General features: G+C 38.9%; 16 protein-coding genes and 2 pseudogenes. 10 read left to right on the forward strand and 8 right to left on the reverse strand.

Annotation, left to right across the window (positions count from 1 at the left end):
- Positions 1 to 50 precede the first annotated feature (50 nt).
- Positions 51 to 227 (forward strand): DUF2897 family protein, encoded by a 177-nt coding sequence (locus tag GNP35_RS00235; RefSeq protein ID WP_155693458.1) that lies wholly within the window; start codon positions 51 to 53, stop codon positions 225 to 227.
- Between the two features lie 28 nt (positions 228 to 255).
- Here the strand turns inward: GNP35_RS00235 and bioD are convergent, their stop codons facing one another.
- The 4 genes from bioD to bioB are packed head-to-tail and all read right to left on the reverse strand — an operon-like array spanning position 256 to position 4214.
- Positions 256 to 954 (reverse strand): dethiobiotin synthase, encoded by a 699-nt coding sequence (gene bioD, locus GNP35_RS00240; protein ID WP_155693460.1) that lies wholly within the window; start codon positions 952 to 954, stop codon positions 256 to 258.
- Positions 955 to 989: 35 nt separating this feature from the next.
- A complete protein-coding gene (locus GNP35_RS00245; RefSeq protein WP_155693462.1) occupies positions 990 to 1841 on the reverse strand; it encodes a methyltransferase domain-containing protein in 852 nt (283 codons plus the stop codon).
- Positions 1834 to 3162: an aminotransferase class I/II-fold pyridoxal phosphate-dependent enzyme gene (locus tag GNP35_RS00250; protein WP_155693464.1), complete on the reverse strand. Its 1329-nt coding sequence runs from the start codon at positions 3160 to 3162 to the stop codon at positions 1834 to 1836. The genes GNP35_RS00245 and GNP35_RS00250 overlap by 8 nt, the downstream gene beginning before the upstream one ends.
- A 5-nt stretch (positions 3163 to 3167) precedes the next feature.
- The gene (gene bioB / locus GNP35_RS00255; protein WP_155693466.1) at positions 3168 to 4214 is read right to left on the reverse strand and encodes a biotin synthase BioB; all 1047 of its coding nucleotides are present in this window, start codon (positions 4212 to 4214) and stop codon (positions 3168 to 3170) included.
- A 124-nt stretch (positions 4215 to 4338) separates the two neighbouring features.
- On the opposite strand from bioB, the pseudogene bioA reads away from it, so the two are divergent.
- A pseudogene (bioA, locus tag GNP35_RS00260) lies at positions 4339 to 5635 on the forward strand (adenosylmethionine--8-amino-7-oxononanoate transaminase).
- Here the strand turns inward: bioA and GNP35_RS00265 are convergent.
- A complete protein-coding gene (locus GNP35_RS00265) occupies positions 5597 to 6088 on the reverse strand; it encodes an AAA family ATPase (RefSeq protein ID WP_155693468.1) in 492 nt (163 codons plus the stop codon). The pseudogene bioA and the gene GNP35_RS00265 overlap by 39 nt on opposite strands.
- 99 nt (positions 6089 to 6187) lie before the next feature.
- A complete protein-coding gene (locus GNP35_RS00270) occupies positions 6188 to 6538 on the reverse strand; it encodes a hypothetical protein (protein ID WP_155693470.1) in 351 nt (116 codons plus the stop codon).
- A gap of 157 nt (positions 6539 to 6695) precedes the next feature.
- On the opposite strand from GNP35_RS00270, the gene asnS reads away from it, so the two are divergent.
- The 6 genes and pseudogenes from asnS (at position 6696) to GNP35_RS15350 (ending at position 11014) form a co-directional block, all read left to right on the forward strand.
- Positions 6696 to 8093 (forward strand): asparagine--tRNA ligase, encoded by a 1398-nt coding sequence (gene asnS / locus GNP35_RS00275; protein WP_155693471.1) that lies wholly within the window; start codon positions 6696 to 6698, stop codon positions 8091 to 8093.
- Positions 8094 to 8146: 53 nt separating this feature from the next.
- Entirely contained in the window at positions 8147 to 8575 is a 429-nt protein-coding gene (locus GNP35_RS00280; protein ID WP_155693473.1) for a DUF3010 family protein, read from the forward strand.
- A 9-nt stretch (positions 8576 to 8584) separates the two neighbouring features.
- Positions 8585 to 8950 carry a response regulator gene (locus GNP35_RS00285; protein WP_155693475.1) on the forward strand — a complete coding sequence of 122 codons (366 nt, stop codon included), beginning with the start codon at positions 8585 to 8587 and terminating at the stop codon, positions 8948 to 8950.
- Positions 8947 to 9679: pseudogene (gene pepE, locus GNP35_RS00290) on the forward strand (dipeptidase PepE). The gene GNP35_RS00285 and the pseudogene pepE overlap by 4 nt, the downstream one beginning before the upstream one ends.
- A complete protein-coding gene (locus tag GNP35_RS15345; RefSeq protein ID WP_230961247.1) occupies positions 9676 to 10503 on the forward strand; it encodes a phospholipase D-like domain-containing protein in 828 nt (275 codons plus the stop codon). Before pepE ends, GNP35_RS15345 begins: the two are co-directional and overlap by 4 nt.
- Positions 10484 to 11014, forward strand: coding sequence for a phospholipase D-like domain-containing protein (locus GNP35_RS15350; RefSeq protein ID WP_230961248.1), 531 nt, complete (start codon positions 10484 to 10486; stop codon positions 11012 to 11014). Before GNP35_RS15345 ends, GNP35_RS15350 begins: the two co-directional genes overlap by 20 nt.
- Here GNP35_RS15350 and GNP35_RS00300 read toward each other — a convergent pair whose 3' ends face one another.
- Together GNP35_RS00300 and GNP35_RS00305 are read right to left on the reverse strand one after the other, a co-directional pair.
- Positions 11015 to 11521, reverse strand: coding sequence for an RNA methyltransferase (locus tag GNP35_RS00300; protein ID WP_155693477.1), 507 nt, complete (start codon positions 11519 to 11521; stop codon positions 11015 to 11017).
- A 1-nt stretch (position 11522) separates the two neighbouring features.
- Positions 11523 to 13538 (reverse strand): oxidoreductase, encoded by a 2016-nt coding sequence (locus GNP35_RS00305; RefSeq protein ID WP_155693479.1) that lies wholly within the window; start codon positions 13536 to 13538, stop codon positions 11523 to 11525.
- A 155-nt stretch (positions 13539 to 13693) separates the two neighbouring features.
- On the opposite strand from GNP35_RS00305, the gene sppA reads away from it, so the two are divergent.
- Positions 13694 to 15574, forward strand: coding sequence for a signal peptide peptidase SppA (gene sppA / locus GNP35_RS00310; RefSeq protein WP_155693481.1), 1881 nt, complete (start codon positions 13694 to 13696; stop codon positions 15572 to 15574).
- The gene (gene ansA, locus GNP35_RS00315; protein ID WP_155694568.1) at positions 15574 to 16584 is read left to right on the forward strand and encodes an asparaginase; all 1011 of its coding nucleotides are present in this window, start codon (positions 15574 to 15576) and stop codon (positions 16582 to 16584) included. Before sppA ends, ansA begins: the two co-directional genes overlap by 1 nt.
- Positions 16585 to 16625: the final 41 nt, after the last annotated feature.

Here is a 16625-nt window from a genome sequence, read left to right on the forward strand (position 1 = left end):
CTCTAGCAAAGCGTATATTTTAAACTTAACCCTAGAAATGGAAAATCTTAATGAACTGGACTGCACTGTTTATTATTGTTGTTGTACTTGGCGTTATCGTGAGCAACATCATGTTATTAAAGTACTCGGCAAAAATGTCACTTAAAAATGTTAATCAAGATCCAATAGAGAAAGCAAAAGAGACTCTCAAAACACGTGAAGGCGTCCAAGACAAATCAGACACCTAGAAATATTCAGTTACTTAGAAGCTTTATTTTAGCCTAGAGATGTTTGGTTTTTATCTACTTCAAACAGGCATTCAGCGCGATAGTTAACTAGTAACTTTTGTTTTAAGTAGTCTACATTTTTTATATGGATGTCATTTTTACCTTCAATGTAATTTGCTACCCATCCAACAATTTCACAACCCGTTGATGTAATCGCTTGAGCAGTTAATAGGGCATGATTTAAACAACCTAACCTAACACCAACCACCATTATCACTGGAATTTTATGTTTGGCGACCCACTGCGACAACAACTCTTCATTATTAAGCGGTAAATGCCACCCTCCTGCACCTTCAATTAAGGTCAGTTCAGCTAGATTTAAAGCTTCAGGTAAAAGTGCATCTAGCCTTTTTTGATTTAACTCTTCGCATTCTAAGTCTGCAGCAATATGCGGTGCTATAGGTTGATCATATAAAATTGGATTAATTTGGTTCATGGTAAACCGCTTATTACTTGCCTGCCAAAGGCGAAAAGCGTCTTCATTTACCGAGTTACCCTCATCATCGAGCAGATGAGCTTCCGTACCTGCAGCAATAGGTTTAAATGGATTTACATCTATGTCCATTTTCATCATGAACCTCAATAACAAAGAGGTGCAATACGTTTTCCCTATTTCCGTGTCGGTGCCCGTGATAAATAGAGATTCGTATTCGGTTAGGTTCTGTATATTTTTTACTAATTTACTCATTCAACTTCCGAATTTACTGCGATTTAACAAAATAGTTATTTAGTGATGACGATGGTTTGCACACAATATGTTGCGGGCAGTGCCTGATTTTCTAAATTAAAGAAAAGACGCTTATAATTACTTTCCATATCTCGCCATTTATTTAAACTAACCAACCCTTTGTTAGAGCGTTGCTTCACAAAATTTGCGCCCAATGACTTTAGTTCTTTAGCTAATGCCATTGCATCTTTATACCAATATACAAAGTCTTTTTTTGAGGTTGAGAGCTTATTAAAATCTAGGCTACTTAACGCCTGTTTTAACTCAAATTCAGTTTGATACTGGTGAATATGTTGGCCACTATCTACTTCTTTCCATGCAGACTCTAACTCAAAAAGACTACCTGGTAATAATGTGGCAATAGCAACAACGCCACCTGGTTTAACTACTCTTAGCGCTTCCCTAGCTACAGATTCAAAATCACACCACTGAACCATTAAACTCGAATAACACCAATCGATTGAACTAGTTCGGAACGGCAAAGAGTGACTGTCTGCGCACACTTTTCCAGCGTCGTTATCATTGCTATGAAGCATGGCCATACTCAAATCAGAGCTCGTAAGGTAATGACACCTTTTTGCTAGTTCATTGGTAAACAAACCAGGTCCGCACCCTAAATCTAAACCAAAATCTGGCATTAACAAAGGAAAGGGTTTTGAGTCTTGAGATTTAACTAGTGCTTCATCAATTAGCTTTAATAGTAATCGTCCTGTGTCTTTCTGTAGTCTTGCTTTTTGCTTGTACGTTGATGCCGACTGTTCAAAACGTTTCACTGCGCTTTGGTTTGTTTGCTTAACACTCTCAGCATTCAAACTAGAGTTAGTTAAGTCCAACTTTAGTTTATTCATGATTTAAACTCACCGTTTCGCTCGTTCTTTTTATGCTATTTTCCAAACCTAAGTTTAATAATCTTTTTTGCAACGCCGAATTTAAAACCACCACCAACTCATTGATTTCACTGAGTGTATGTTTAGAAGCAATGGTAACACGTAACCTCGATTGACCTTTTTTAACCGTTGGAGGCCTGATGGCAGACACCCAAAACCCACGAGCTTTTAAATCATTCGCTACTTCAATTGTAGTTTGTGCATCACCTATCATAATTGGCTGAATTGCAGTGTCACTTGGTAATAAAGGAAGGTCATTTTCCGTTGCTATTTTTCTAAAATAAGCAATATTGTTAGCTAACTGAAGACAACAACTTTTTGGCTTAATCTGCTCATTACCTTCTAAACCTTGCTCAGAAAATTGTTCTGATTTTGCAGCAACCAGCTTAGATAAATTGAATCTCACGGTTTCACATTGAATGGGTGAAAGATGAGTAGAGTATATGTACTCTTTGCTGAAGTTTGTAAGGAAATCAATTATCGAACGGCGAGCAAATAACGCAGCTCCTTGGGCGCCCAACGCTTTCCCAAAGGTCACTAGGTATATATCAACGTCATTTAAATCAATATCAGTTACGCCCTTTGCTAACGCTGATAAACCAAATCCATGCGCATCATCAACCATGAACAAGGAACCTACCTGCCTTGCTAGCGCAGACAAGTCTTTAATCGGCGACTTATCACCATCCATACTGAAAACACTTTCTGTTACTACAAGTTGGTTTAAACTTGGATCTGGTTTAATCAGTTGGCTAAGATGTTTGACATCATTATGTTTAAAACGCTTTTGGACTAAATGGCCGGCAGCTTGAAGTTTTGTGCCTGCATCTAATAATGAAGCATGATTTAGTTTGTCCTGATAAACAAACTGCTCCTTCGATTTATCTTTAAACAAAGCGTTAAGAACGCCTTGATTTGCGCTAAACCCAGAGCCAAACAGTATGCCGCTAAATGAACTAGGTGCATCAATTGCTTTTAGTAGATCATTAATCAACTGTTTGTGATGTTGACTGTTGCCTGTTACTAAAGGACTCGCCATTGCGCCACTACTAACAGCAGGCTTAGCGAGACTTTGCCCATCACTAATCCATTTAGTAAATTCAGTAATATCAAAGTCAGTAGCAAGGCCTAAATAGTCATTACTAGAGAAATTGATATAAGACTTACCATCGAACACAAGTTTTGTGGCAGATACTTGTTCAAACTCATTGCTAACACGCAACAAGTTTGAGTTGCCCTGCTTTGCTAATGCCTCAGAGACAAACGATTCAAAGCCTGTCATGCTTGCTACTTAGCTTCAAAAAACAGTTCTTTTTCTGGCTGTTGCTGATCTTTTAATTGCTCAAACAACGCCGCTTCTTTTGTTTCATCCGAATAGTCTTTTGTCTGCTCTGAATTTAAACCAAGTTTAGCAAATAGCTTTTTATCAAAATGTTCATCTGGGTTAGAAGTGGTTAATAGTTTACAGCCATAAAAAATTGAATTGGCGCCAGCCATAAAGCACATAGCTTGCATCTGTTCATTCATCCCTTCTCTGCCCGCTGACAAACGAACAAAGGACTTCGGCATTAAAATACGTGCAACGGCTATAGTTCTTATAAATTCAAAAGAGTCTAAGTCTTCAACATTATCAAGCGGTGTGCCTTTTACTTTAACCAGCATATTAATAGGAACACTTTCTGGATGATGCGGTAAATTTGCCAAGGCCATCAGCAAGCCATGTCTGTCTTTCTCACTTTCGCCTAAACCCACAATGCCACCAGAGCATACATTCATGCCCGCAGAACGAACATTATCAAGTGTGGACAACCTGTCTTCATAAGTACGCGTGGTAATAATGTCACCATAGTACTCAGGAGAAGTATCTAAGTTGTGATTATAATAATCTAACCCAGCTTCCTTTAACGCCAATGCTTGTTCTTTGCTTAACATGCCAAGCGTCATACAGGTTTCTAACCCTAGCTTTTTTACACCTTTGATCATTTCAATTACATAAGGCATGTCTCTATCTTTTGGATTTCTCCACGCTGCGCCCATGCAGAAACGAGAAGAACCAATTTCTTTCGCTTCCTTAGCTCGTAACAATACTTTTTCTACTTCCATTAAACGTTCTTTTTCAAGTCCGGTAGAGTACCGAGCACTTTGCGGGCAATACTTGCAGTCTTCTGGGCATGCACCCGTTTTAATAGATAATAATGTGCTGACTTGAACATAATTAGGATCGAAATGCTCACGATGAATCGTTTGAGCTTTAAACATTAAGTCGTTAAAAGGCATATCAAATAATGCTTTAACTTCGCTGTGGGTCCAATTGTGCCTGATTTCTGCTTTCATAAAGTGCCTTGATTAAGAGTATTCTCTTTAATATTTTTATTGTTTTTAATATGCCCGTTAGTCTATCCTCCGCCCTTGCCTTGTCAATTTAGCTTTAGCTGTAAAGTTTACTAACGGTCATAATATGAACAAAAATAACACTCCTCATACCACTATCGATACTGAATTTGATAAAATCACCTTTGGCATCCATACACTTCTTTAAAAGAACCTTTGCCTTGTTATCCAGTGCAATCAGCAAATGGTGTGTATATAAAACTAGAAGATGGTTCTGAACTCATTGATGGAATGTCCTCTTGGTGGTCCGTTATACACGGTTATAACAATGCTAAAATTAATAACGCAATTGAGTTACAGCTTAAAAAATGAGTCATGTCATGTTTGGCGGGTTAACACATGAGCCAGCCATAAATTTGGCCAAACACCTCGTTGACTTAACACCTGAAGGTTTGGATAGAGTTTTTCTAGCGGATAGCGGCTCAGTCTCTGTTGAGGTTGCCTTAAAAATGGCAATTCAATACCAACTTGGCAAAGGTCACCTTGGTAAAAACAAGTTTGTAACTATTAAAAACGGATATCATGGTGATACTTTTGGGGCCATGGCTGTATGTGATCCAGTGAACTCAATGCACAGTTTATATGCGGGTATGCTGCCTGAAAACTTCTTTATTGAAGCCCCCGTTTCAACACCGAATGATGAGTTTAATCCAAAAGAACTTGAGGAGTTGGAAGACACTTTGGCGTGCCGTAGCGATACCATTGCGGCGTTTATACTAGAACCCATAGTGCAAGGTGCTGGTGGAATGCGCTTTTATCACCCTGAGTTTTTGCAAGGGGCTAAGTTAATTTGCGAAAAGTATGACGTTTTACTAATTGCCGATGAGATAGCAACCGGTTTTGGTAGAACAGGTAAAATGTTTGCCTGTGAACATGCGGAAATCACCCCCGACATTTTATGTGTTGGTAAAGCGATTACCGGTGGTTATATGACTTTGGCTGCAACAATTTGTACGAGTAATGTAGCAACTACAATCAGTGAAAGTCGAGCTGGTGTATTAATGCACGGCCCTACTTTTATGGGAAATCCGCTCGCTTGCGCAGCCGCTAATGCCAGTATGGAGCTTTTAAAAACCGGACAATGGGAAGATCAAGTAAAAAACATTGAACTCATTTTAAAACAAGAACTTAAGCCTGCAAGTAATTGGCAACGCGTTACCAATGTGCGAGTGTTTGGTGCTATTGGCGTGATAGAAATGTCAGAAAATGTAGATGTTCCTAGTATTCAAAAGCAGTTTGTTGCTAATGGTGTTTGGGTTCGCCCGTTTGGTAAATTGATATATGTCATGCCGCCATTTGTTATTACAACCAACGAGCTAAAACAACTAATTCACGGCATGCTTAAGGTAGTTAAATCGTTGTGATTTTTTAGCCATTGACTCAACGACTTCTTGCTCAATATTATGACTATTTCTTAATACATACTGTTGCCGTTTATCGCTATTTTTAAACAGCCCTACTGAAATAACTTCTACCGAGTAGCCGTAATAATGTGCGGCTTCTAGGTAAGGTTTCATTTGCCAATACTCAATGTTTGTATTGTCACAAATAACAAGCGGAATGCCCTTTTTTAAAGAGCCGCTAAATGCTTGCTGGTTCTTTTCGTGATTTAAAGGCAGCTTTTGAGGATCAAATTGATAACCCTCTGCTGTCATAAAAAAATGATCGGTACTATGAATGACAATATTATCGCTCAGTTGATTGCTGTTTTTGAGGATTGAATTGATAAATGTGGACTTACCTGCACCAGGTAATCCACGAAGCAGTATGACTTGTTTATTTGTGACCACTTGTTTATTTAGTGTTGCTTTACTCATTGCTAATTATGTTCTCTTGCCACTTAACTCAAACTGTTACCAATGCTGACACTGCTGCTTATGCTCACACTTTCGCTTTTAAGATCATTTAACTGCTTTTTAAACACTAATAACCCCAATAAATGCAAGTAACACAATAATAAGGAATACTAAGTTATACTTTTGATAGTCTGTTTTTCTTTTGTTTCTAACTTGATTTGCAATAAGTGAAATCGCACTGAAAATAACGCTCATGTATAAACTAATATATAAGTACCCTTTAAGCGTGCCTAACCAATACTCCCTTATTGGAATATTATGATACTGCAAAATAATATTATTTAATTCCGGCCGAGCGTAATGAAACAACGCTAACGCGATGACAAATACAAACCAAGAAAGAACATTAAGTACATTTATAATTTGACTTAAAAGGTCTGGTCCTTTTCGTCTTTCTAACCCATCCCACACTTCGTACCACTCCAAATTGACGAAATAACAACCATTATAAAACAATTAGCTAATTAACTGCTAACCATACCCTAATATCACTTGTATCTAAATGACAACTAAGTAAGATTACACTCTATTTATTTTTAACCCGATTTAAAGAAAAGACCGAATAAACATGGCACATAACTCAGTAAAATCTTTATTAGCTGGCGATATTAAAGCTGGCGAAATCGTAACAGTAAAAGGCTGGATACGCACTAAACGTGACTCTAAAGCTGGCATTTCTTTTTTAGCTGTTCATGACGGCTCATGCTTCGACCCAATTCAAGCGGTTGTGCCTAGTAATTTAGACAATTATGAAGACGTAACCAAACTAACAACAAGCTGTTCAGTTTCAGTTACTGGTGTTCTAGTTCAGTCTGAAGGTCAAGGTCAGTCTTTAGAGATTCAAGCAGAATCTGTAGAGGTAGTTGGTTGGGTTGAAAATCCAGACACTTATCCAATGGCAGCAAAACGTCATTCTATTGAATATTTGCGCGAACATGCACACTTGCGCCCTCGTACTAATATTATTGGTGCGGTTGCCCGTGTACGTAACTGTTTATCACAAGCTATTCACCGCTTTTTCCATGAGCAAGGTTATTATTGGGTAAGTACTCCTATTATTACCGCTTCTGATGCAGAAGGTGCTGGTGAGCTTTTCCGTGTGTCTACTTTAGACATGGTAAATACGCCAATGACGGAAAAAGGCGACGTTGATTACAGCCAAGACTTTTTTGGTAAAGAAGCGTTTCTTACAGTATCAGGCCAGTTAAACGGTGAAACTTACGCATGCGCGCTAAGCAAAATCTATACATTTGGTCCTACTTTCCGTGCAGAAAATTCAAATACGAGTCGCCACTTGGCTGAGTTTTGGATGATTGAGCCAGAAGTAGCGTTTGCAGACCTAAGCGATATTGCGCAACTTTCTGAAGATTTACTAAAATACGTATTTAAAGCTGTACTGGCTGAATTACCAGATGACATGAAGTTCTTTGAACAACGTGTTGAAAAAACAGCCATCTCACGCTTACAACAAGTAATAGATTCTAGCTTTGTAAGAATGGATTACACTGACGCAATTGATATTCTACTTAAGTCAGGTAAGAAATTTGAATTCCCAGTAGAATGGGGAATCGATTTATCTTCTGAACATGAGCGTTACTTAGCTGAAGAACACGTTGGCGCACCAATTATTATGCAAAATTACCCTCGTGATATTAAGGCGTTTTATATGCGCCAAAACGACGATGGTAAAACCGTTGCCGCAATGGATGTATTAGCACCAGGTATTGGTGAAATCATTGGTGGTTCGCAACGTGAAGAGCGTTTAGAAGTATTTGATGCTCGTTTAGAGGAAATGGGCTTAAGCAAAGACGACTATAGCTGGTACAGAGACTTACGTCGTTATGGTTCAGTGCCTCATTCAGGTTTTGGCTTAGGTTTTGAGCGCTTAGTTGCTTATGTAACAGGTATGCAGAATGTACGTGATGTTATTGCGTTCCCTCGTGCACCAGGTACAGCAAACTATTAACCCAAATTGCACTTTTAATTAAGTGCAATTTTTTCGATTTTTAAAGGGTACAAATGAATTTATTAGGCGTAGAACTTAATAACAAAGAAGCCGTTTTTGTTTTAATGAACAGTGAAGGCGGAATGTTTAATGTTAAAGAAACTCGTACTCGAGGTATTGAGCTTCGTGATGCAGAAAATGCACCGGGCATTCAAGCGTTCTTTTCTATATTTAAGAAAATGGTAGAAGACTACAAGGTCGATACTATTGCTATTAAACAACGCCCGATGCGTGGCAAGTTTTCTGGCAGCGCAAATAGCTTTAAAATGGAAGCTGCTATTCAACTTATTGAAAATGTAAAAGTTGAAATGGTAAATAATAAAGAGATTAAAGAAACGCTAAAGCAAAACCCTCTTGAATACACGATGAAAGACTTAGAGCTTCGTCAGTTCCAAGAAAGTGCGTTTAATACAGCTTATAGCTTTGCGTTAAGAAACGACTAATCCCGTTTTATGTCTAAGAATATTCTAGTCATTGACGACGCTGATGATATTTTAGCTTTATTTAAAGAGCTTTTGTCCGACCTCGGCTTAAGCTCTGTAACTTGCATAAGTACCGGTGGCGCAGCTATCGACTTACTAAAAGCACAACCTTTTGATCTGGTTATTTTGGATATCGAGTTACCGGATATAAACGGTAAAAAAGTATTAGATCGAATTAATGTTGAAAACATCAACGTACCAGTTGTAATGTGCTCATCTTATAACTCAGTAGACAATGTACAACTCACCTGGGAAATGGGCGCTAAGGGATTCTTATCTAAGCCTATTGACCAAGTTAAATTACAAAACTTACTGCAGCGAATTGGAATTTTATAATGCCTAATGCCCTACTCTTAAGTGCCTCTCGTGAAGGCGAAACGGGTTATCTTGAACATGCAATCCCGTTAATTAAAGAATTTTTAGAGTCATTAAATTTGGCCACTACACCAAATGTCCTTTTTGTTCCCTATGCTGGCGTGAGCGTTACGTTTGATCAGTACCATGACATGGTGCAAATCGCCTTAACAGATTTAAACATCAACTTTAGCTCAATTCATCAGCATGATGACGAAAAGCAAGCTATCGACAAAGCAGATGTAGTCTTTGTTGGCGGCGGAAATACATTTGCATTATTAGACCGACTTTATAAAGCAGACTTAGTGGAATATATCTCTACAAACGTTCAATCTGGTAAAGCTTATATCGGTTGGAGTGCAGGTTTCTAATATTGCCGGCGCAAGCATTAAGACAACAAACGACATGCCAATTGTAGAGCCTCAAAGTTTTGATGCGTTAAACATTGTTCCTTTTCAGTTGAATCCACACTATACGGAATATCAAGCCCCTGGGCATAATGGCGAAACTAGAGAAATGCGTCTTCAAGAGTTTATGGTTGTAAATCCAGATACAACCATTGTTGGAATTCAAGAAGGCAGTGCATTAAGGTTATCCTCAAATGGCTTGTGTTTGTTAGGCAAAAAAGTGGCGTTCGAATTTAAAGCAGGAAAGAAAACCGAAGTTAAACCTCATCACAGCTTTAACTACTTATTAGGCAACAACCTATGATAGATTTTGGCTTAATGGATCTTAACAATTCTATTGAAATGGACAGTAAAGATTTAGACATTTTATATTCTGCCAAAGAGTATAAGTCTAGATTGCTTGAGCTTATTACAAACGCGACTTCACGAATTTATATTACGGCTTTGTACTTACAAGATGATGATGCAGGCCGTGAAATTATGGATGCGCTCTATAAAGCAAAACAAAATCATCCAGATTTAGATATTAAAATTTTTGTTGATGCTCACCGAGCAAGACGTGGTCTGATTGGCGCAAAAGAACAAGAAGGCAATCGCGCTTTTTATCTGCAAAAAGCAAAAGAGTTTGGCGTAGAAATAGAAGTTTATGGTGTAGCGGTTAAAAACAAAGAGCTCTTTGGGGTATTACACCTTAAAGGCATGGTGTTTGATAACATTCTCTTTTTTACTGGTGCCAGTATTAATGACATCTATTTACATCAACAACAAAAGTATCGACTAGATAGGTATTATCAGTTTAACAATGCTGACCTAGCGGATAGTTTTGTAAAGTATCTTAATCAAGTTTTTGTCCATTCTGAATTAGCCCCACGCTTAAACAAAGGTGAGTTTCCAACTTTACCTGAGCTGAAAAAACTCATTCTGCAATTAAAACATTATTTGTCTAATGTTGAATATAAAGTGCCTGATGAATCGCCAAGTGCAGCTGAATTAAAAGTTGAACCTTTAGTGGGTTTTGGTAAACGACGTAATAGCCTGAACAATAAAATAAGAAAACTCATTCAAAAAAGCGAGCGTTTCTGTTGTTATTTTTACGCCCTACTTCAACATGCCAAAGGTATTAACTAGAGATGTTGCTAAGGCGTTAAAACGCGGTGTGAAAATTGAGATTACTGTTGGTGATAAAACCGCAAATGACTTTTTCATTCACGACGACGAAAAGTTTAGCACTATAGGTATAGTGCCTTACGTTTATGAAATTCTTTTAGTTCGTTTTGCTAAACGATGGAAAAAGTACATCGACAGTGGTCAATTGGTTATTCGCTTGTGGAAACATGAACAAAATAGTTATCACTTAAAAGGGATCATTGTAGATTCTAGATATCATTTGGTAACGGGCAGTAATATTAACCCAAGAGCCTGGACTTTAGATTTAGAAAATGGATTGTTAATTGATGATGCTGCTAAGTCATTGATGCCTAAAGTACAGCCAGAGATTGATGCTATTTATAAACACACAACCATTGTTGAAAGTTACAAACAGCTTGATGGAATAAAAGACTACCCTGCTAAACCTCAAAAGTTGTTAAACAGAATACGAATGACTCAAATAGATAGAATTTTAAAACGCCTGCTTTAATTAAGCAGGCACTTTTAATCTATTATTCACATCTCGGCTTTCACGAATCAGCTCATCGCTGTGTTCTGTAAAAGATTTTGCCGCGCGGTCGTATAAAACTACATTTGCGGCTGCGGCTAAATTCAAACTTCCTATCGTTGGCATGTAAACGACATAGTCAGCTTCATTAATTATGTCTTGTTTTAATGAACCATCTTCTGGCCCAAACACATAATACGCCTTTTCCGGGTGTTCAAAAGTAGGCAACGGCGTCGCCCCTTCAACAAAATCAATACAAACAAGCTTTACGTCTTTAGGCTTTTCGTCTAAAAAAGACTCAACATGGCGTACAGCTATGTCACTACCCACATTTTGAGTATCGGTGGCGTGCTTTTTGGCTTTGTTGTAGCGATTACCTGTATAAAGCAGTTCTGGAATTTGATAGCAACCCGCTGCTCGTAAAATAGCCCCAACATTGCTGGGGCTTTTTGGATTTGTTAAACAAATCGTTACTTCATTATTTTTCATTTTAAATTTTGGCGGCTAACTCAGCCCCTTGGCGAATGGCTCTTTTGGCATCCAATTCAGCGGCAACAGATGCCCCACCAATAATTTCCACTGACTGGCCTAACGCCGTTAACTCTTCAGCTAAAACATTATTGGATAATTGTCCTGCGCAAACAACCACGTTATCTACATCTAGATATTGTACCTGACCATCTATCGCAATTTCTAATCCTTTGTCAGAAAAAGAACGATATTCAACGCCATTTAGCATAGTTACACCAGCACGCTTTAATTCTGCGCGGTGAACCCAACCCGACGTTTTACCTAGACCAGCACCTACTTTAGTATTTTTTCGCTGCATTAGAGTCACTTCACGAACAGGAGGATCGTCCTTCATTGGTTTAATCGCGCCGCGATTTTTATAGTCAGTATCAACACCCCAATACGCTAACCAAGCTTCCAAATCTAAAGAGTGCGATTTTGGTTGCGTTAACGCAGCAGACACATCAAATCCGATGCCACCAGCGCCAATTACCGCTACTTTTTTACCAACTTCTTTTTTATCTCTTAATACGTCTAAATAACTTAGAACGCGATCATCATCAAAACCTGGTAATTTTAATTCTCTTGGGGATATACCGGTAGCAACAATTACTTGATCAAAACCTTGAGACTTTAACCCTTCAGCTGTTTGTCGCTCACCCAAGTGTAAGTGGACTCCAGCGTCTTTTAAACGGTTGTTAAAGTAACGAATTGTCTCGTAAAACTCTTCTTTACCAGGAATTGTTTTAGCAATGTTAAATTGACCACCAATTTCTGTCGCCTGATCAAACAAATGAACTTCATGGCCGCGCTCTGCTGCATAACTAGAGAAAGCCATTCCGGCTGGACCTGCACCAATAACCGCGAGTTTTTTCTTATTAACCACAGTTTTAAAGACCAACTCAGTTTCATAACCCGCTCTTGGGTTAACTAAACAACTTGCTTGTTGGCGTTTAAACACGTGGTCTAAACAAGCTTGGTTACAAGCAATACAAGTATTGATCCTGTCGGCTTGACCTGCTTGTGCTTTGTTAACAAAATTTTCATCTGCGAGTAGTGGCCGTGCCATGGACACCACATCTGCTTGGCCATCAGATAATATAGACTCTGCTATTTCTGGCGTGTTAATTCGGTTAGTCGTAATAACTGGAATTGACACTTCACTTTTAATTTTTTCACTAATCCACGTAAATGCTTTACGAGGCACTGATGTCACTATTGTTGGGATCCTAGCTTCGTGCCAACCAATACCTGTATTAAGTAACGTTACACCCGCTTCTTCTAACATTTTTGCTAGCGCTACTACTTCTTCAAATGTACTTCCGTTGTCAACTAAGTCGAGCATAGATAATCTGAAGATAATGATAAAGTCACTGCCAACTTGTTCTCTAATTGCTTTAACAATATCAATAGCAATTCGAGTTCTATTTTCGAAGCTTCCACCATATTGGTCAGTTCGTTTATTGGTTTTAGGCGCAATAAACTGGTTAATCAAATAACCTTCTGAACCCATCACTTCAACACCGTCATAACCTGCTTTTCTAGCAAGTTTTGCGCAGTTAGCAAAGTCATTAATCGTCTTTCTAATTCCACGAGCAGACAAGGCTTTTGGCTTAAATGGTGATATTGGTGCTTTAATAGCCGACGCTGATACACTAAATGGGTGATAAGCATACCGACCAGTATGTAATATTTGTAAACATATTTTGCCATCGGCATCATGCACAGCTTTGGTGATCTTTCGGTGCTTACCAACATGCCAAAAATGGCTCAACTGCGCACCACGAGGTTCTACTCGCCCCGCAAAGTTAGGCGCGATACCGCCAGTCACGATTAAGCCCACACCTCCTTCGGCGCGTTCTTTATAAAATTGGGCTAATCGGTCAAAGCCGTTTCGCTCTTCTTCTAACCCAATGTGCATCGATCCCATTAGAACTCGGTTCTTTAACGTAGTAAAACCAAGGTCTAGTGGTTGAAATAAATGAGGATATGACATGTTGCAAACCAACGTAAGCTGTTTAAACTAGGCAAAACTTTAACTGACTACTGGTCGGACATCAATAGTTTAATTTTGTTACATATCAATTCTGGTAAAGGTTTGCTAATTAATCAACAATATCAGAAGAATTTTAACTCATTTTGGGACACTTTATGTCTAATGAAATTTCTACCAATAAGAATTGGTTTTTCGATTTAATACGAGCTTGTTGGGGAGTTTTAAACTTTACCCGTAAGGCTGTACTAAATATTATTTTTATTTTCATCGCGATCGCGATATTTGCAGGCCTCTCTTCTAGTAACACCGAAAAGCCCATAATCTTTGCTGAAAATTCTATCCTTGAGTTAAAACTCGTTGGCGACATCGTTGAAGAAAAAGCGGTAGTTGACCCTTACGCTGAAGTCATGAATGATGCATTAGGCGGTGCCGACTCTCGCAAAGAGTTGTTACTAACAGATATTTTAAATGCTATCGATTTTGCTGCGAAAGATAACAAAATATCTATGCTGAAACTGGATGTACATGGTCTACAAAATGCAGGCTTGAGTAAATTGCAGGAAGTAGGTAATGCGCTACAACGTTTTAAAGAAACGAGCGGAAAACCCATAGTTGCATACGGTGACTTTTACACACAAGGTCAATACTATTTAGCAGCACATGCCGACACTGTAATTTTACACCCAATGGGCTCTATCATTCTGGATGGTTTTGGCCGTTACAATACTTATTATAAAAGTGCGCTAGACAAACTTGAGGTTAACTCTCACATCTTTCGTGTTGGCACATTCAAGTCAGCTATTGAACCTTATATTAGAGATGACATGTCTGCAGAGGCTAAAGAAGCAAATAATCAGTGGTTGAATGAACTATGGAACATGTATAAAACGGATGTTGCTTCACAACGAAAACTAGAAAACACCCAATTTGACGAAAAACTATCTGCATTTTATGAAAAGTTTAAATCCGTTGACGGTGACTTTTCAGACCTAGCGTTAACAAATAACTGGATTGACATGGTAATGACGCATCAAGAGTTTAATGCGTATTTACAACAAGAAATGAATTCAGAAGACGTTAACTACATCACTCTGAACAAATACCTAGACTTTGTTGACCAATCGTATCCTATATTAGCTGCCAATAAAGTGGCTGTAGTTGTTGCTAGCGGCACCATTTATGATGGTAATGCAAAGCCTGGTGAAATAGGCGGACATTCAACAGCGAAGCTTTTACGAGACGCTAGACTTGATGACACTGTTAAAGCGATTGTACTCCGTGTTGATTCCCCAGGCGGCAGTGCATTTGCTTCTGAAATTATCAGAAATGAAATTGAAGCGATAAAAGAGTCTGGTAAACCTATCGTAACCTCTATGAGCTCACTGGCCGCGTCAGGCGGATATTGGATTGCTGCTTCAACGGATAAAATTTGGGCTTCTCCAAGTACGATTACTGGCTCTATAGGCATTTTTGGTATGTTCCTAACCTATGAAGAAACCCTTGCTAAACTTGGGGTGTATACAGACGGCGTCGGAACAACAGAATTAGCTGGTTTATCAGCAGCTCGTAAGCTACCAAAAGCCATGGAAGATATTTTACAGCTGTCTGTAGAGAATGGTTATCGTCAATTCCTTAACCTAGTTGCTACAGAAAGGGACATGAGTATTAAAGAAGTTGATAATATTGCCCAAGGTCGTGTTTGGTCAGGCCAAACGGCTAAGGCCCTCGGCTTAGTTGATGAACTGGGCTTTTTTGACGATGCAATTAAAGGCGCTGCTGAACTAGCTAGTTTAGAAGACTATTCAGTGATCACGATTCAAGAGCCTGTGCTAGGCTTTGACAAGATAATTCAACAATTTTTAGGTATGGCTAAAGTGTATGCTCCACCATTGGCGATAGAAACAACAAGCCAACGTTCAAATCCATTCACATCGTTAGTAAATAAAATGTGGGATGATGCTACGGGCTGGATGAAGTTCAACGATCCTAAGCACATGTACATTTATTGTTTAGAGTGTGAAGCATTAACCCAATGATGCAGAAAAAGAAGATATACATCGCCTATACAGGTGGAACCATAGGTATGAAAAAGTCTCCGCAGGGTTATATTCCTGTGGAGGGCTATATTACCGACGTTGTTAATAGCCTACCTGAATTATTTCGCGACGAAATGCCTGAGTTTGTTATTAACGAGTACAGCCCTGTAATCGACTCAAGCAATATGTCTCCAAATGACTGGCAGGTTATTGCTAATGACATTGCAAAAAACTATGACGAGTTTGACGGTTTTGTTGTATTGCATGGCACCGATACAATGGCTTATACCGCCTCGGCGCTGTCGTTTATGTTAGAGAACCTCAGCAAACCAGTCATAGTAACTGGTAGCCAAATACCCTTGTCAGAAATTCGGTCAGATGGCCAAACAAACTTATTAAATGCCCTCTATCTGGCTGCGAACTACCCTATTCCTGAAGTCAGTTTGTTCTTTAACAATAAACTGCTTAGAGGTAACCGCTCAACTAAAGCAGACTCAACTGGTTTTAATGCATTTGATAGTCCTAACTTTGAACCTCTCGCTACGGCCGGTATTCAAATAAAAATTGAGGCAGGCGAAGTTGTTTCGCCTTCGAGTACTGAGCCTCTAAAAGTAGTGACGATTAGTGGTCAGCCTATCGGCGTAGTGACGCTTTACCCAGGCATTAGTCATACTGTAATTGCCAATGTGCTTGCACAACCGGTAAACGCACTTATTGTGCAAAGTTATGGCGTGGGTAATGCGCCTCAGGATAGTGCGCTTATTGCTGAGCTTAGGAATGCTCATGAACGAGAAATATTGATCGTCAACCGTACTCAATGCTTCCGAGGTCAAGTAAACATGGACGGTTATGCGACTGGGCATGTCTTAAAAGATGCAGGTGCCCTTTCAGCGGCAGACATGACGTTAGAGGCTTGCTTGACTAAGTTGCACTATCTATTAAGCCAAGATTTATCTTATGAACAAAGACGCTCGTTATTTATTGACAACTTAAAGGGCGAACGTAGTTGATAAATTTTTGTACATAAGACTTTATTTATAATGATCAAAAA

This window comes from Psychrosphaera haliotis (genome assembly GCF_009728465.1).
Classification (GTDB): Bacteria; Pseudomonadota; Gammaproteobacteria; order Enterobacterales; family Alteromonadaceae; genus Psychrosphaera; species Psychrosphaera haliotis.

Bases quoted from the DNA above. Each gene is read 5' to 3' on its own strand.
- sppA (WP_155693481.1), top strand. From the start codon at position 13,694: ATGTCTAATGAAATTTCTACCAATAAGAATTGGTTTTTCGATTTAATA.
- bioD (WP_155693460.1), bottom strand. From the start codon at position 954: ATGAGTAAATTAGTAAAAAATATACAGAACCTAACCGAATACGAATCT.
- asnS (WP_155693471.1), top strand. From the start codon at position 6,696: ATGGCACATAACTCAGTAAAATCTTTATTAGCTGGCGATATTAAAGCT.
- GNP35_RS00245 (WP_155693462.1), bottom strand. From the start codon at position 1,841: ATGAATAAACTAAAGTTGGACTTAACTAACTCTAGTTTGAATGCTGAG.
- GNP35_RS15350 (WP_230961248.1), top strand. From the start codon at position 10,484: ATGCCAAAGGTATTAACTAGAGATGTTGCTAAGGCGTTAAAACGCGGT.
- GNP35_RS00305 (WP_155693479.1), bottom strand. From the start codon at position 13,538: ATGTCATATCCTCATTTATTTCAACCACTAGACCTTGGTTTTACTACG.
- GNP35_RS00280 (WP_155693473.1), top strand. From the start codon at position 8,147: ATGAATTTATTAGGCGTAGAACTTAATAACAAAGAAGCCGTTTTTGTT.
- ansA (WP_155694568.1), top strand. From the start codon at position 15,574: ATGCAGAAAAAGAAGATATACATCGCCTATACAGGTGGAACCATAGGT.
- bioB (WP_155693466.1), bottom strand. From the start codon at position 4,214: ATGAAAGCAGAAATCAGGCACAATTGGACCCACAGCGAAGTTAAAGCA.
- GNP35_RS15345 (WP_230961247.1), top strand. From the start codon at position 9,676: ATGATAGATTTTGGCTTAATGGATCTTAACAATTCTATTGAAATGGAC.
- GNP35_RS00285 (WP_155693475.1), top strand. From the start codon at position 8,585: ATGTCTAAGAATATTCTAGTCATTGACGACGCTGATGATATTTTAGCT.
- GNP35_RS00300 (WP_155693477.1), bottom strand. From the start codon at position 11,521: ATGAAAAATAATGAAGTAACGATTTGTTTAACAAATCCAAAAAGCCCC.
- GNP35_RS00250 (WP_155693464.1), bottom strand. From the start codon at position 3,162: ATGACAGGCTTTGAATCGTTTGTCTCTGAGGCATTAGCAAAGCAGGGC.
- GNP35_RS00265 (WP_155693468.1), bottom strand. From the start codon at position 6,088: ATGAGTAAAGCAACACTAAATAAACAAGTGGTCACAAATAAACAAGTC.
- GNP35_RS00235 (WP_155693458.1), top strand. From the start codon at position 51: ATGAACTGGACTGCACTGTTTATTATTGTTGTTGTACTTGGCGTTATC.